General features: G+C 58.9%; 15 protein-coding genes. 11 read left to right on the forward strand and 4 right to left on the reverse strand.

The genetic code is table 11. The features are described 5' to 3' along the window. Window positions 1-60: 60 nt before the first annotated feature. The 5 genes from NYR50_RS05390 to hflX all read left to right on the forward strand — a co-directional run bounded on the left by NYR50_RS05390 (window position 61) and on the right by hflX (window position 7,060). Window positions 61-2,322, forward strand: a complete 2,262-nt coding sequence (locus NYR50_RS05390; RefSeq protein WP_418137007.1) for an ATP-binding protein — start codon at window positions 61-63, stop codon at window positions 2,320-2,322. Continuing rightward, complete coding sequence (locus NYR50_RS05395) at window positions 2,312-3,676, forward strand: sigma-54-dependent transcriptional regulator (protein ID WP_174008373.1); 1,365 nt, start codon at window positions 2,312-2,314, stop codon at window positions 3,674-3,676. The genes NYR50_RS05390 and NYR50_RS05395 overlap by 11 nt, the downstream gene beginning before the upstream one ends. 48 nt (window positions 3,677-3,724) lie before the next feature. Then, on the forward strand, window positions 3,725-5,101 hold the full coding sequence (gene trkA, locus NYR50_RS05400) for a Trk system potassium transporter TrkA (RefSeq protein WP_006315355.1): 1,377 nt from the start codon (window positions 3,725-3,727) through the stop codon (window positions 5,099-5,101). Window positions 5,102-5,285: 184 nt separating this feature from the next. Continuing rightward, window positions 5,286-5,528, forward strand: a complete 243-nt coding sequence (hfq, locus tag NYR50_RS05405) for an RNA chaperone Hfq (protein WP_003496145.1) — start codon at window positions 5,286-5,288, stop codon at window positions 5,526-5,528. Between the two features lie 92 nt (window positions 5,529-5,620). Further along, window positions 5,621-7,060, forward strand: coding sequence for a GTPase HflX (gene hflX, locus NYR50_RS05410; RefSeq protein ID WP_418137008.1), 1,440 nt, complete (start codon window positions 5,621-5,623; stop codon window positions 7,058-7,060). Between the two features lie 195 nt (window positions 7,061-7,255). Here hflX and mazG read toward each other — a convergent pair whose 3' ends face one another. The 3 genes from mazG to NYR50_RS05425 all read right to left on the reverse strand — a co-directional run bounded on the left by mazG (window position 7,256) and on the right by NYR50_RS05425 (window position 9,008). After that, window positions 7,256-8,101 (reverse strand): nucleoside triphosphate pyrophosphohydrolase, encoded by an 846-nt coding sequence (gene mazG / locus NYR50_RS05415; protein ID WP_092770358.1) that lies wholly within the window; start codon window positions 8,099-8,101, stop codon window positions 7,256-7,258. A gap of 75 nt (window positions 8,102-8,176) precedes the next feature. Further along, window positions 8,177-8,764, reverse strand: a complete 588-nt coding sequence (locus NYR50_RS05420) for a deaminase (protein ID WP_092770356.1) — start codon at window positions 8,762-8,764, stop codon at window positions 8,177-8,179. Window positions 8,765-8,861: 97 nt separating this feature from the next. After that, entirely contained in the window at window positions 8,862-9,008 is a 147-nt protein-coding gene (locus NYR50_RS05425) for a hypothetical protein (protein ID WP_167304298.1), read from the reverse strand. A 17-nt stretch (window positions 9,009-9,025) separates the two neighbouring features. Between NYR50_RS05425 and cysG the strand changes: the two genes are divergently transcribed. The 5 genes from cysG (at window position 9,026) to NYR50_RS05450 (ending at window position 13,951) form a co-directional block, all read left to right on the forward strand. Continuing rightward, window positions 9,026-10,489, forward strand: coding sequence for a siroheme synthase CysG (gene cysG, locus NYR50_RS05430; protein ID WP_092769093.1), 1,464 nt, complete (start codon window positions 9,026-9,028; stop codon window positions 10,487-10,489). Beyond that, window positions 10,482-10,796, forward strand: coding sequence for a DUF2849 domain-containing protein (locus tag NYR50_RS05435; protein ID WP_006315350.1), 315 nt, complete (start codon window positions 10,482-10,484; stop codon window positions 10,794-10,796). Before cysG ends, NYR50_RS05435 begins: the two co-directional genes overlap by 8 nt. Window positions 10,797-10,804: 8 nt before the next feature. Then, window positions 10,805-12,475 (forward strand): nitrite/sulfite reductase, encoded by a 1,671-nt coding sequence (locus tag NYR50_RS05440; protein ID WP_418137009.1) that lies wholly within the window; start codon window positions 10,805-10,807, stop codon window positions 12,473-12,475. 10 nt (window positions 12,476-12,485) lie between these two features. Continuing rightward, on the forward strand, window positions 12,486-12,992 hold the full coding sequence (locus NYR50_RS05445; RefSeq protein WP_418137010.1) for a DUF934 domain-containing protein: 507 nt from the start codon (window positions 12,486-12,488) through the stop codon (window positions 12,990-12,992). 146 nt (window positions 12,993-13,138) lie between these two features. Beyond that, a complete protein-coding gene (locus NYR50_RS05450; protein WP_080808967.1) occupies window positions 13,139-13,951 on the forward strand; it encodes a ferredoxin--NADP reductase in 813 nt (270 codons plus the stop codon). A gap of 70 nt (window positions 13,952-14,021) precedes the next feature. Here the strand turns inward: NYR50_RS05450 and NYR50_RS05455 are convergent, their stop codons facing one another. After that, window positions 14,022-15,362: an MFS transporter gene (locus tag NYR50_RS05455; protein ID WP_418137011.1), complete on the reverse strand. Its 1,341-nt coding sequence runs from the start codon at window positions 15,360-15,362 to the stop codon at window positions 14,022-14,024. A 134-nt stretch (window positions 15,363-15,496) separates the two neighbouring features. Between NYR50_RS05455 and NYR50_RS05460 the strand changes: the two genes are divergently transcribed. Next, the gene (locus NYR50_RS05460; RefSeq protein WP_418137012.1) at window positions 15,497-16,000 is read left to right on the forward strand and encodes a hypothetical protein; all 504 of its coding nucleotides are present in this window, start codon (window positions 15,497-15,499) and stop codon (window positions 15,998-16,000) included. Window positions 16,001-16,028 lie beyond the last annotated feature (28 nt).

Consider the following 16,028-nt stretch of genomic DNA (forward strand, 5'->3'; position numbering starts at 1 on the left):
GACGAGTCTTGCCTGACTTCAGGACTGTGGTGCTGGCTGGCCAGCGATTGGGAGTAGTGCATGCGGAAACCCGCCGCCGAACACGACGTTGCCGACGAGGCAGCGGGAATGGTGGTTGCCGATCGCAGGATGTCATTTGCCCTGCCGGGGCTGGTGCTCGCCGGCGTTGCCCTTGTCTGTGCTATCATCACCCTCTTCGTGCTTATGGGCGTGACGCCGATTGCGCCGACCACCAATGTCGTCATTGCCTCGGTGGTGATCAATTCGATCTTAGTGATCGGCCTGATCTTCCTCATTGCCCGCGAAATTAACCGGCTGCTGAAGGCACGTAAAAAGGGCAGGGCGGCGGCACGACTCCATGTTCGCATCGTCGTGCTTTTCTCCATCGTCGCGATCACGCCGGCCGTCCTTGTCGCCATCTTCGCCAGTCTGACGCTGAATGTCGGTCTCGACCGCTGGTTTTCGATCCGCACCCAGTCGATCGTCGAGTCGTCAGGCAATATCGCTCAAGCCTATATGATGGAAAACGCCGGTTATCTTCAGGGCCAGACCCTGTCGATGGCCACCGACCTCGATCGCAACCGCGCACTTTTTTATCTTGATCGCACCGGCTTCGTCGATCTGATGACGCGTCAGGCCAAGGGCCGCGGCCTGCTCGGCGCATTTCTGGTGCAGGAGGATGGCGACGCGGTTGCGCAGGCCGATATCAAGACCGAAAAACCGCTTCCCGCTATTCCGCACGACGCGCTCGAAAAAGCCGCCGCCGGTCAACCGACCCTTATCCCGCCCGGTATTACCAACCTCGTTGGTGCCATCATTAAACTCGAAGGCATCAGCGGCACGTTCCTCTATACCGTGCGTGCGGTCGATCCGAAGGTGATGACCGCTATGCGGCTCATGGAAGAGAACCGGGCGGAATACAAGAACATGGAGGCGGGTCGCGCGCCGCTGCAGATCGCCTTTGCGATCCTCTATCTCGGTTTTGCGCTGATCGTGCTTCTGGTCGCTATCTGGACGGCAATCGCGGTTGCTGACCGGATTGTGCGGCCGATCCGTCTTCTCATCAGCGCCGCCGACAGTGTCGCCACCGGCAACATGCATGTCCTGGTTCCCGTTCGCGCCGTCGATGGCGACGTCGGGCGCCTGTCGCGTACCTTCAACAAGATGGTCTCGGAACTGCGCAGCCAGCAGGAGCAGATCATCGAGGCCAAGGACGATATTGACGACCGCCGCCGCTTCATCGAAGCCGTGCTGTCGGGTGTGACCGCCGCGGTCATCGGCATTGACGAGAACCGCAGGATCACCATCGTCAACCCGTCCGGCGAGGAATTCCTGGCGCTGAATTTCGACCAGTTGATCGGCGCGCAGCTTTCCGAGATCGCTCCCGAGATCGATCAGGTCGTGACCGAGGCAAACACCTGGGCGCGCGGAAACTTCCGCAAGCAGATCAATATCATGCGACGGGGCAAGGAACGGACGCTGAATGTGCAAGTGACCCGCGAGGATGCCCGCGACGGCCGCGACAGCTACGTCATCACCCTCGACGACATTACCGATCTCGTCATAGCCCAGCGTTCCACCGCATGGTCGGATGTGGCACGGCGTATTGCGCATGAAATCAAGAACCCGCTGACACCGATCCAGCTTTCCGCAGAGCGCATCAAGCGTCGTTTCGGCAAGCAGATCGACGAAAACGATCGCGCCATCTTCGATCAGTGTACGGACACTATTGTCCGGCAGGTCGGTGATATCGGCCGGATGGTGGATGAATTCTCGGCCTTTGCGCGTATGCCAAAGCCGACGAAGGAAAAGTCGGACCTGCGGGCGATCCTCAAGGACGCTGCCTTCCTTCGCGAAATCAGTGCCGCCGACACGAAATTCTCAACGGAGTTTGGCGATATCCCGCTGGAGGGTATGTTCGATGCCCGCATGCTGGGACAGGCCTTCGGCAATCTCATCAAGAATGCGACGGAAGCGATCGACGCGGTGGAAGGCGAAAAGCGGCCGGGTAAAATCCTGGTGCGCGCCTCTTTCGACGAGGCCAATTCGCGTTTCGTGGCTGACATCATCGACAATGGCCGCGGCCTTCCCGTCGAGAACCGTCACCGCATTCTCGAACCCTATATGACGATGCGGGACAAGGGCACGGGCCTTGGTCTGGCCATCGTCAAGAAGATCATCGAAGAACATGGCGGGTATCTGGAACTCCACGATGCCCCTGCCGAATTCGACCATGGCCATGGCGCCATGATCCGAGTGCTGCTGCCCTATATCGAGGCGGTCGGCGGCGAAAATAACAAGGAAGCAGCATATGGCGTCTGATATTTTGGTCGTGGATGACGAGGCGGACATTCGCGAAATCGTAGCGGGCATTCTTTCCGATGAGGGCCACGAGACGCGTATGGCCTTCGACAGCGACAGCGCGCTGGCCGCCATTTCCGAGCGTGTGCCGCGCCTGATCTTTCTCGATATCTGGATGCAGGGGTCTAAGCTCGACGGTCTGGCGCTGCTGGACGAAATCAAGAGCCGCCATCCCGATATTCCGGTCGTCATGATTTCCGGTCACGGCAATATTGAAACCGCTGTCAACGCCATCAAGCGCGGGGCTTTCGATTTCATCGAAAAGCCGTTCAAGGCCGATCGCCTGATCCTGATTGCCGAGCGGGCGCTGGAAAACTCCAAGCTGAAGCGCGAGGTGCAGGAACTCAAGAAACGCAGTGGCGATGCGGTCGAACTCGTCGGCGCGTCGCTTGCGGTGTCGCAGCTTCGCCAGACCATCGACCGGGTCGCCCCCACCAATAGCCGCATCATGATCCTCGGCCCCTCCGGTTCCGGCAAGGAACTGGTGGCACGTATGGTGCATAAGAAATCTTCGCGCGCTACCGGACCTTTCGTGGCGCTGAATGCCGCGACGATTACGCCCGACCGCATGGAAATTGCGCTGTTCGGCACGGAAGGCCTGCCCGGGCAGCCACGCAAGGTGGGGGCCTTGGAAGAAGCCCATCGCGGCGTTCTTTATCTCGACGAAGTCGGCGAAATGCCGCGCGAGACCCAGAACAAGATCCTGCGCGTGCTGGTCGATCAGCAGTTCGAACGTGTCGGCGGCGGCAAGCGGGTAAAGGTGGATGTGCGGATCATTTCCTCCACCGCCCATCACCTAGAAAGCTTGATCGCTGAAGGCCAGTTCCGAGAGGATCTCTACCATCGTCTCGCCGTCGTGCCGGTGAAGGTGCCGGCGCTCTCCGAACGGCGCGAGGATATTCCTTTCCTCGTCGACATGTTCATGCGGCAGATTTCCGAACAGGCCGGCATCCGCCCGCGCAAGATCGGCGACGACGCCATGGCCGTTCTCCAGACGCATGACTGGCCGGGCAATATCCGCCAGCTGCGCAACAATATCGAGCGGCTGATGATTCTCGCCCGTCCGGAAGGTGGCGAAGCGCCGATCTCCGCCGACATGCTGCCTTCGGATATTGGCGACATGCTGCCAAAGATTTCGGCGCAGGGCGATCAGCACATCATGACCCTTCCGCTGCGTGAAGCGCGTGAAATGTTCGAACGGGACTATCTGATGGCTCAGATCAACCGCTTCGGTGGCAATATTTCGCGCACGGCGGAATTTGTCGGCATGGAACGGTCGGCGCTGCATCGCAAACTGAAATCTCTCGGCGTATAAGGAACCAAGGCGCCTCGTCGCAACCGATTATTCCGTCAGAGAGACAGCATGAAAGTCATCATTTGCGGCGCAGGGCAGGTGGGTTACGGCATCGCCGAACAATTGTCGCGGGAGGATAACGAAGTATCGGTCATCGATACGGCCGCGCCGCTGATTACCGCCATTACCGAGACGCTGGATGTGCGCGGTTATGTCGGCCACGGCGCCCATCCGGACATGTTGGCCAAAGCCGGTGCGGATCAGGCCGACATGATCATCGCGGTGACATTGCACGACGAGATCAATATCGTCGCCTGCGAAGTGGCGCATGCGCTTTTCAGCGTACCGACCAAGATTGCCCGTATCCGCGACCAGAGCTATCTGAAGCCGGAATATGCCGATCTCTTCAGCCGCGAAAACATGTCCATCGATGTCACGATTTCCCCGGAAGTCGAAGTCGGCAAGATGGTGCTGCGGCGCATCGCCTTTCCGGGTGCTACCGATGTGGTGCGCTTTGCCGAAGATACGATCTACATGCTGGCCATCGAATGCATGGAAGATTGCCCAGTCATCAATACGCCGCTGCTGCAGCTCTCCAACCTGTTTCCGGACCTCATCGCCACGGTGGTGGGTGTCTATCGTGACGGCATTCTCAAAGTGGCGCATTCCTCGGAGCAATTGCGCGTGGGCGACCTCGCCTATGTCATCTGTCAACGCCAGCATGCACGCCGCACCTTGAGCCTCTTTGGCCATGAAGAGCAGGAGGCGCAGCGCATCGTCATTGCGGGCGCCGGCAATATCGGCCATTTCGTCGCGCATAAAATCGAGGAAATGCAGTCGAAAACGCGGGTGAAGATCATCGAGGCCGATCGCGACAGGGCGATCGCCGCATCCGAACAGCTGAGCCACACCATCGTCATGCATGGCTCGGCCCTCGACCAGAAAATTCTGATGCAGGCGGATATCCAGGATGCCGACCTGATCGTCACGCTCACCAATAACGACCAGACCAATATTCTGGCCGCCGTCATCGCCAAACAACTCGGCTGCAAATCGAACCTGGCGCTGCTGAACAGTACCTCCTTCCATGATGTCGCCCGCTCGCTCGGGCTCGATGCCTATATAAACCCCCGCGCCGTCACGATCTCCCGCGTGCTGCAGCACGTGCGCAAAGGTCGTATCCGCTCAGTCTATGCCGTGCAGCGCGGTTCGGCTGAGGTAATCGAGGCGGAAGCGCTTGAAACATCGCCGCTGGTCGGCCAGTCTTTCCGTGATATCGATATGCCCGACGGCGTGCGCATTGGAGCGATCTATCGCGACGGTGTGGTGATCCGTCCGGATGGCAGCACGAAGATCAAGGCGAAGGATCGCGTCGTGCTGTTTGCTTCCGCCGATGCCGTGCGGGACGTGGAACAACTTTTCCGTGTTTCGATACAATATTTTTGACTGTCCCGAATCGAAAAAGCGGGTCAATACTCGTACTCATTTGGCTGTTTTCGCCGTTGCGGAACGGAACATGATTTGATACCAGAGTTTGAGGTCGGCCAAGCGGGGGACAAGACTCGGCCGGCTTATTATTGATTGATTATTTTCCGGTATCCCTGCCGGCAATAAAGAAAGAAGCGGCGCCATGGCGGAACGTTCTCAAAACCTTCAGGATCTCTTCCTCAATACCGTTCGTAAGCAGAAGATTTCGCTCACGATTTTCCTGATCAACGGCGTCAAGCTGACGGGCGTTGTCACCTCCTTCGACAATTTCTGCGTGCTTCTGCGCCGCGATGGTCACTCGCAACTGGTCTACAAGCATGCAATCTCCACCATCATGCCCGGCCAGCCGATGCAGATGTTCGAGAGCGAAGAAGGCGCGGCCTGATCAGGCTCCTTTAACGGTATCTTCGACAGAGACTGACCTGAATCGGAACATTTCCGGTCCCGTCAGGTTAATCTCCATGGCCGTCCGCGCGGATGCGGTCGGCCGTAACATTCTTTCTGGATAAGGCCGAACCCATTTCAACACGCGACACCTCGAACGAATCGATCATTCCGGAGCAGGAAAAGCGCCGCGACGACATGCGCGCGGTCGTTCTTGTACCCGTCCTCAAGCAGCAGCGCGAAAATCGTGACGCGGCAGCAGGCCCGGCTGCTCCCGGCCGTTCTGTCGAAGCCAAGCTTGAGGAAGCGAAGGGTCTGGCGCTTGCCATCGATCTCGAGGTGACCCAGGGGCTCGTCGTTCCGGTCAACCAGCCGCGTCCCGCAACCCTGTTCGGAACCGGCAAGATCGAGGAAATTGGTCATCTTCTGGATGAGACCGATTCTGGTCTGGTGATTGTTGACCATCCCCTGACGCCAGTGCAGCAGCGCAATCTCGAAAAACAGTGGAACGCCAAGGTCATCGACCGAACCGGCCTGATTCTTGAAATCTTCGGCCGGCGTGCTTCCACCAAGGAAGGCACGCTGCAGGTCGATCTTGCACATCTCAACTACCAGAAGGGCCGCCTCGTCAGAAGCTGGACCCACCTTGAACGCCAGCGTGGCGGTGCGGGCTTCATGGGTGGCCCGGGTGAAACCCAGATCGAGGCCGACAGGCGATTGCTGCAGGATCGCATCGTCAAGCTCGAAAAGGAGCTGGAGCAGGTGGTGCGTACCCGCCAGCTTCACCGTGCCAAGCGCCGTAAGGTGCCGCATCCGATCGTCGCACTGGTTGGCTACACCAATGCCGGCAAATCCACGCTGTTCAACCGCATCACGGGTGCGGGTGTTCTGGCCGAAGACATGCTCTTCGCCACACTCGACCCGACATTGCGCCGCATGAAACTGCCGCATGGCCGAACCGTCATCCTGTCGGATACCGTGGGCTTTATTTCCGATCTGCCGACGCATCTCGTCGCCGCTTTCCGCGCAACGCTGGAAGAGGTGCTGGAAGCCGATCTTGTTCTGCACGTGCGTGACATGTCCGATCCTGATAATGCCGCCCAGTCTGCGGATGTGCTGCGTATTCTCAGCGATCTCGGTATCGACGAGAAGGAAGCCGAAAAGCGCATCATCGAGGTCTGGAACAAGGTCGACCGTCTGGAGCCGGAAGCGCACGATGCCATCATGCAGCGCGCCGAAGGCCGCTCCGATATCCGCGCCGTTTCGGCAGTCACGGGCGAGGGCGTCGACGCCCTGATGGACGAGATTTCAAAACGCCTGTCCGGTGTGCTGACGGAAACGACCGTGGTGCTTTCTGTCGAGCAATTGCCGCTGATCTCCTGGGTCTACAGCAATTCCATCGTCGACAATCGTGAAGATCACGAGGACGGATCGGTTGAGCTGGATGTGCGCCTGTCGGAAGCGCAGGCTGTGGAACTAGAACGGAAGCTTGGAAAGACGGCTGGTCGCGAGCGGGAAGACTGGGAACGCTGAGCGCTTCTTGAAGGTACAAATTCCGTCAAATGCGACGTCATCCTCGGGCTTGTCCCGAGGATCCGCTACGGTATTCAAAATCGATAGGCAGCAGATGCCCGGGACAGGCCCGAGCATGACGGAGTAGGGCCTTCGCATCTACACACAATCCTCGAAGCGCTGAGCGCTCCTGCTTTTAATGCATGTCCCGAGTGGTCAGGACGAAACCGTATCAAGCGAACGCTCGATCCGTTTCGCCGCCTGCCACAAATCTTCCATCCTCTCGAGGCTCGCCTCTTTCAATGTCTCGCCATTGTCGCTGAGCGACGTCTCGATGTGATTGAAACGCCTGCGGAATTTCGTATTGGTGCCACGTAGCGCATCTTCCGGATCGGCTTTAACGTGGCGGCCGATATTGACCAGCGCAAAGATCAGATCGCCGAGTTCGTCAGAGACTTTTTCCGGCTTTCCCTCCGCCAGCGCCTCCCGCAGTTCGGCGATTTCCTCCTCGATCTTGTCGAGAATGGGAGCAGGGTCCGACCAGTCGAAACCGACGCGCGCAGCCTGTTCCTGCAACTTGAGAGCCTCCGTCAGCGCCGGCTGGCTGCGCTGCACGCCGCCCAGAAACCCAGCCTTGAAATCTTCGGTGATGCCCCGCCGTGCACGGCGTTCTGCCCTTTCACGCTTCTCCTCGGCCTTGATCTGGTCCCATTGCAGCTTGACGCTGTCAGGCGTATCGGCATCGGAAACGTCGAAGACATGCGGATGGCGGCGGATCATCTTCGAGGTGACGGCGTGCACCACGTCGCCAAAGGCGAACTCACCCCGTTCCTCGGCAATGCGGGCATGGAAAACCACCTGTAACAGCAGGTCGCCCAGTTCCTCGCAAAGATCGTCCATATCCTTGCGCTCGATGGCGTCGGCAACCTCGTAAGCCTCTTCGATCGTATAGGGTTTGATCGTCTCGAAGGTCTGCACGACATCCCAGGGGCAGCCGGTTTCCGGCTGGCGCAGGGCTTCCATGATCTCGATCAGGCGGGAAATATCCTTCGAGGCTTCCATCGTGTCTAAACCTTCGTTTTTAATTTTACGCATTGTCCGGACGGAAAACCGCTACGCAGTTTTCCCTGGAAATGCTTAATTCAGCGGAATATCGTTATGGCTCTTGGATGATTGATAGGTGGTGGAGAGATCATCATAAGCGGCCTTGATGCGGGCCGTCTGGGCCTTCAGCGTGGTTTTCAACGGATCGTCTTCGCTCTCCACCAGATCGGCGACGAAGAAAGAATTCCAGAAGGCGTTGCTGCGGCGATATCCGCCTGGCTCCAGCCCGAAAACTTCCTTGAGGATTTTCAGGTCGTGCGGGATCGCGAAAGCGTCGCGCGAATCCTCGTGGCTGAAGAAGGAATAGAAATTATCAAAGCCGGCCCAGGTGATGGCGGACATGCACATGGTGCAGGGTTCGTGGGTGGAGAGGAAAATCAGGTCCTTGGTATTCGGCTTTTCGCCCAGCTCGTAAAATCGCTTCAGCGTATGCACTTCGCCATGCCAGAGCGGATTTTCCAGCTCGTTATTGGTCTCGGCAACGACGAGTGACAGATCCGATTTGCGCAGGATCGCCGCTCCGAAAACCTTGTTGCCGAGGCTGACGCCGCGAGCCGTCAGGGGCAGGATATCGTGTTCGATAACATCGAGGAGGCGGGCGGCGAGCGACTGGCTGGTCAAGGGTCTGATCCTTCGTGCCGCTTTAAGGAAAGCGGTCTTCGTATGGGAAAATCGACAGGTGATTGTCATTCCTTGTTCGGCGCGGGCACCCGCTTTGTCAAGGGATTCCGAAGGGTTCCAAAGCCCCGCCAAGGCTGGAAAAATCCTTGCCGGTTTGTTTTCCTCCAAAACCGGGGTGTTCGAGAAATAAAAATCCAGGTGTCGGAAAGGCTTGAATTTCTGTTTCTTCAATCTTGCGCCGCAATGCGGGATATATGTCCAATGCACAACGAACATGATTTTTCCGCTGCTGGCGATCGCCTTTCGACCTTCCCCGCTTTCTTCCGGGTCGAGGGACGGCAGGTCGCTGTTTTCGGAAATGGCGACGAAGCCTTCGCGAAGGTGAGGCTACTCGCCAATACCAACGCGCATATAGTTGCCTATGCCGATCACCCGGAAGCGGATTTTGCGCGTTACATCAGCGAAAACAATATCGATCACCGTGCTGTGGCCTTCGCCAACCCGTTAGTTGACGACGCCACCCTGGTGTTCGCCGCAACGGGCGATGAAGCGCTGGATCGCGAAATCGTCTCTGTAGCGCGCACGAAGAAAATCCCCGCCAATGCGGTGGATCAGCCTGAATTCTGCGACTTCTTCACGCCTGCACTCGTTGCCCGCGCGCCAGTTGCCATTGCCATCGGCACCGAAGGGGCAGGGCCGGTTCTCGCCCAGATGATCCGCGCGCGTATCGACCAGATGCTGTCGCCGTCGCTCGGCAAGCTCGCACGTCTTGCGGTGCAATATCGTGATGCGGCCGAGGAGAACGTGCCGAAGGGCGCGTTGCGGCGCAATTTCTGGCGCCGGTTCTTTTCCGGCGCGGTTGCGGATGCCGTTGCTCTCGGTGATACCTCTTCCGCCCGTCATGCCGCAGATCGCCTGCTGCAATCGCCGGAACGCAGCGAAGGCCGCGTCTGGCTGGTCGGTGCAGGCCCTGGCGCTGAAGATCTGCTGACGCTGCGCGCGCAGCGCGTGTTGATGGAAGCCGACGTGATCGTCTACGACGCCCTGGTGCCGCAGGCGATCGTCGATATGGGCCGCCGCGATGCCGAAAGGCTCTCCGTCGGCAAGCGCAAGGGCTGCCACAGCAAGTCGCAAAACGACATCAATCGCCTACTGGTGCGCCTCGGCCAGGAGGGCAAACGTGTTGTGCGGCTGAAATCCGGTGATCCGCTGGTCTACGGCCGCGCGGGCGAGGAAATGGCAGCGCTGCGCGAGGCCGGCATCGCTTATGAAATCGTGCCGGGCATCACCTCCGCCTTTGCCGCGGCTGCGGATTTCGAATTACCACTGACGCTGCGCGGTGTCGCCTCTTCGCTGATTTTCACCACTGGTCACGACCTGATGGGCGACGTCCTGCCTGATTGGGCACGACTTGCCGTCTCCGGGGCCACCATTGCCGTCTATATGGGCCGCAGTGTTGCCGCTTCGGTGGCCAAGCGGCTGATTGATGCGGGACTTGGCGTCGAAACCACCGTCGCCGTCATCGAAAATGCCAGCCGCGCGGATCGCCGCCTGCTGCACGGCACATTAAACGATCTGCCCGACCTCGAATATCGTGATGAACTGACCGGCCCGGTCATGGTCATCATCGGCGATGCGGTGGCGGGCGCTAATTTCGACAGATCCGAGGCGCTTGCGCTTGCAGCCAAGCCGGCGAGCCTCAAACGGGAGTATGTGAATGGTTGACAAGGTTTTGACCGCCAATCGCCTGAGCGACGGTATTGCCGTCTGGCTTGACGCCAATGGCGAATGGACCGAGAATCTGCAGGATGCAATCGTCGCTCGCCATGCGGAGGCGGTGGCCTCGTTCGAGGAAATTGGCAAGCGCGATTTTTCCGCCAACAAGGTCGTTGACGTCAATGTCGTCGATGTCGTGGAAGAGAACGGCAAGCTCTGGCCGACGCGGCTTCGCGAGCGCATCCGCGCCGCCGGCCCGACGATGCACTATGCCACCGGCTACAAGCCGGCCGATGCAGCATTTATCGCAGTCTGAGGAAGAATATGTACCGTTACGACGAATTCGATCACGCATTTGTTGAAGGCCGCGTGGCGCAGTTTCGCGATCAGGTCGAGCGCCGGTTATCGGGCGAGTTGGCCGAGGACGCATTCAAGCCGCTGCGCCTGATGAATGGTGTCTATCTTCAGCTCCACGCCTACATGCTGCGCGTCGCCATTCCCTACGGTACGCTGAATTCGCAACAGATGCGGATGCTTGCCCATATCGCCCGCAAATATGACCGGGGTTATGGCCATTTCACCACCCGCCAGAACATCCAGTACAACTGGCCGCGCCTCTCGGACACGCCGGATATCCTCTCCGAACTGGCAAGCGTTGAAATGCATGCTCTGCAGACGTCGGGTAACTGCATTCGCAACGTGACCGCCGATCATTTCGCGGGTGCTGCCGCAGACGAAGTCGCCGATCCGCGTCCCTATGCGGAAATCCTGCGTCAATGGTCTTCCGTGCATCCCGAGTTCTCGTTCCTGCCGCGCAAGTTCAAGATCGCTGTCACGGGTGCCGAGCGCGACCGCGCCGCCATTCAGGTTCACGATATCGGCCTGCATCTGAAAAAGAACGACAAGGGCGAGATCGGTTTTGCCGTTTATGTCGGCGGCGGGCAGGGCCGTACGCCGATGATCGCCAAGAAGATCCGCGACTTCCTGCCGGAAGAGGATCTCTTGTCCTACACCACGGCCGTCATGCGCGTTTATAACCTGCACGGCCGCCGCGATAACAAATACAAGGCGCGCATCAAGATCCTCGTGCATGAGACCGGTGCGGAAGAACTGGCCCGTCAGGTCGAGGTTGAATTCGCGGAGCTGAAAAACACCGAGTTGAAGCTGCCGGACGCCGATATCGCCGCCATCGCTGCCTATTTCGCCCCGCCGGCGCTGATGGATCGCCCCGAAGGCTGGGAAAGCCTGGCGCGCTGGAAGCGTGCGGATGAAGGTTTTGCCCGCTTCGTCGAGCAGAATGTCGCGCCGCACAAGCATCCCGATTACGGCATGGTGACGATCTCGCTGAAGCCGATTGGTGGCATTCCCGGCGATGCAACCGACGAGCAGATGGAACTCGTCGCCGACATCGCTGCGGAATATGCCTTTGATGAAATCCGCATCAGCCACGAGCAGAACATCATCCTGCCGCATGTGGCGCTGGCCGATCTCGAGCCTGTCTATCGTGCGCTCGTGGGCGCGGGACTGGCGACTGCCAATGCCGGGCTGATCACCGATATCATTGCCTGTCCCGGGCTGGACTATTGCGCGCTTGCCAATGCCCGTTCCATTCCGGTGGCGCAGGAAATCTCCACCCGTTTTGGTTCCCCGGAGCGTCAGGCGGAGATCGGCGAGCTGAAGATCAAGATTTCCGGCTGCATCAATGCCTGCGGCCACCACCATGTCGGCCATATCGGCCTGCTGGGCGTGGAGAAGAAGGGTGCGGAACTCTACCAGATCACGCTTGGCGGATCGGGTGATGAAAACACCTCGATTGGTGAAATCATTGGCCGCGGTTTCGAGCCGGAAAAAGTGACCGACGCGGTGGAAACCATCGTCGACACCTATCTGGGCTTGCGCCTTTCGAAGGAAGAAACCTTCCTCGAAGCCTATCGCCGCGTCGGACCGCAGCCGTTCAAGGATGCGCTCTACGGTTCCGCCGCCGAAGCCGCCTGAGGAAATGGATATGACGAAAATCTGGACCCGCGACGGCTTCGTGGAAAACGATCCCTGGATGATTGAAACGGAAGAAGTGAAGGTAACGGCCGATCAGAAGCCCGTGCTTCCACTTGCCGATTTCCTTGTCCGCGCCGCCGAAAGCAACGATATTGGCCTCGGCGTGCTGATTTCGCCGGCGGACGACGTTACCAGGCTCGAGCCTTATCTCGACCGTATCGACCTTGTCGCCGTGAGCTTCCCGGCCTTCAATGACGGGCGTGGTTTCAGCCACGCTTCGCTCTTGCGCAGCCGTCTTGGTTTTGCGGGCGAGGTGAGGGCGGTCGGCGATGTTTTGATCGATCAGGTACCGCTGATGCTGCGCACCGGTTTTACCAGTTTTGCGGTAACCAACGAGACGGCGATCCGCCGTCTGTCCGAAAATCGCCTGCCGGAAATCCCGGTCTATTACCAGCCGACGGCCCTTCCCGCCACCGGTGGTGAGGCCTATAGTTGGCGTCGCCGTGCGGCCCAATGACGCGTGGTGCGGAAATATGAGTTTTCGATGCATATTTTCTGCGCGCATGGCAGTATTGATATTCTCATGCCTTCAAACCGCGACAAAAATGGTATAATTCCCCGGTCGAAGAATGTCGCTTATCGAATGAATGGACGGAACCTGAAATGAACGCGCCAGCCAAGACGGAAGATTTCGCGATCAAGATACCTGATGGTGTTTACGCCGAGACGGTTTTGTCGGTGGAGCACTATACGGATCACCTGTTCCGTTTCCGCATGACGCGTCCAGCCGGCTTCCGTTTCCGTTCCGGCGAGTTCGCCATGATCGGCCTGATGGTCGGTGAAAAGCCGATCTATCGCGCTTATTCCATCGCCAGCCCGGCCTGGGACGAGGAACTGGAATTCTTCTCGATCAAGGTTCCGGATGGCCCGCTGACCTCGCATCTTCAGGCAATCAAGCCCGGCGATACCGTGCTGATGCGCAAGAAGCCGACAGGCACGCTGGTTCTGGATGCGCTGACACCCGGCAGGCGGCTCTACATGTTCTCGACCGGCACCGGCATTGCGCCTTTCGCAAGCCTGATCCGCGACCCTGAGACCTATGAGAAGTTCGAAGAGGTTATCCTCACCCACACCTGCCGTGACGTGGCCGAGTTGAAATACGGCTTTGATCTGGTCGAAGAAATCCGCAACCACGAATTTCTGAACGAGATCGTCGGCGACAAGCTCAAGCATTATGCGACGGTCACCCGCGAGGATTATCCCTTCAAGGGCCGCATCACCACGCTGATCGAAAACGGCAAGCTGTTTGCCGATCTCGGTGTGCCGGCACTCGATCCCGCCATTGATCGCGGTATGATCTGCGGTTCCTCGGCAATGTTGAAGGACACCAAGGAACTGCTTGAAAAGGCCGGCCTGAACGAAGGCGCCAACAACAAGCCGGCCGAGTTCGTGATCGAACGCGCTTTCGTCGGCTGAATGCCTGACAGACCACAAGATTTCAGGAGGCCGTCAGGCCTCCTTTTTGTTTGCGCACTTCAATATGCCGCTATCGTGAAGCGCCTTCATCATCCTGTTTCGGCGCGATTTCGTTGCGATAGAAAAGGAAAAGCCCGATCGCAATCGCCGCGACGCCGCCGCCGACAAGATGCGACAGCGAATAACCGCCCTTCGTCACCAGCCAGCCCGCAACGACATTGCTGAATGATGCGCCGACGCCCTGAACCATCATGACGCTGGCAAGGCCGACATTAAAACGGCCGGTGCCCTTCAGGATTCTTTCCACCGCGACGGGGGTAACGATGCCAAGCAGGCCGGCGCCCACACCATCAAGAAACTGTACCGGAAAGATGACCCAGAAATCCGTAAAGGCCGAGGCGAGAAGACCGCGTATGGGCAGGGCGACGAGCGCGACGATAAACACCGTCGAAAGACCGAAACGGCGTATCAGCCAGGGTGCCATCGCAGCGACAAAAATCATCGCGAATTGCGCGACGCCGGTGATAATGGCTGTGGTGCGGAAGGGCGTTTGCAGTTCTATGGCGAAATCCTGCGCGATCAACCTGCCCATTGGCGCATTGCCGAAGTGGAAGACGAGCAGGATGATGGCGAGAAAGATCAGGCCGCGTTCGTGCAGCAATACGTTGATGCCGGATGGCCCGGGCTCTCCCTTGTCTTCGGCGAGGCCACGCGCGACCTTGTGGTCTATCCTTGCAGGATCAATGGCCGCCGTCGCGACCAGAGCGCCTGCGGCGGTCAGCAGCATCAGGCCGGTGATCCCGTTCATGCCGAAGAAGGTGACGACCACATAAGTCGCGAAAAGCGACGCGAAATTACCGCCGTGGTTCCAGAACTCGTTGCGTGAAATCTGGTTGGAGAACAGGCGCTCGCCGACAAGGCCGAGTGTGAGGCCGGCAAGGGCTGGACCGACCACGGCGCCGACCACAGCCGTCATGATCTGGCCGGTCCAGACGATCCACGCATCCGGAAAAATCAGCGTGATCAGCGCACCGATGGTCACGAGAACGACGGGGATGGCAATCAGCATCCTCTTCCACGTCGTGCCATCCACCAGCGCCCCGCATAGTGGCGTCGCAAGCAGGCCGACGAGGCCTCCGACCGTGGCGATCATGCCCAGCGAGAGCGAAGACCAGCCCTGTGTCGCCAGAAATGCATCCAGAAACGGCCCGAGGCCGTCACGGGCATCGGCGAGAAAAAAATTCAGAGCGGCAAGGGCAAAAAGCGTGCGGTCTGAGATGCCGCCGCTGCGCGGCAAACCACCGGAAGGAAGGCCGCCATGCGGTGCCGAAACGCCGATAGTCGTCATGAAATATGCTCCGAAAAATATGCAAAAGGGAATGGAAAATCGATCGAGGCTGGCGAGAAACATCTGTGCCCGCATTTGGTTGCATTGGCACGACAGAAACAGAGGTCTCTGGATATTTTTGATCGTTATGGAATTGGCTGGAGGAACGTTTAACCGTACTGGTGAGTTAGTCTTCGTGGAAAAAACGGATACTCGCCATGAAGATCAAGGCTTTTGCACTTTTATTTTCGGCCGGATTGCTCGGCACGCAGCCAGCACATGCGGATGAACGCGCATTCCTCTCGTCGCTGAAAGGCACATGGGCGGGCAAGGGAACCGTGATTACCCGGATCGGCACACCGCCGATCAACGTGAGTTGCACGCTGAATTCCAATGCGGGAGCATCGTCGCTCAACATGTCCGGCACTTGCCGGGGCCTTCTGGTGGTCAAGCGCGCAATCGCGGCCGATCTCTCGGAGAAGGGCGGACGCTATAGTGGTGCGTATACCGGCCCTTCAGGCCGCCCATCCGCGCTTTCCGGCACAAGGCGGGGGAACGCAATCAATCTGACGGTCAGATGGAACCGCGACATCAACGGCGACCGCATTGCCGCCATGACCATTGAAAAGGTTGGAGCCAACGGCCTGCGGCTGCGCACCACCGATAAGGACGGCAGGACCGGCAAGACGGTGGTGACGAGCGACATCCGGCTGGTCCGCTGACAAGCGGCCCCAGTGCGGCGTCCGGCTC

Source organism: Agrobacterium sp. El2ro-1b, assembly GCF_048298475.1.
GTDB lineage: Bacteria > Pseudomonadota > Alphaproteobacteria > Rhizobiales > Rhizobiaceae > Agrobacterium > Agrobacterium fabrum.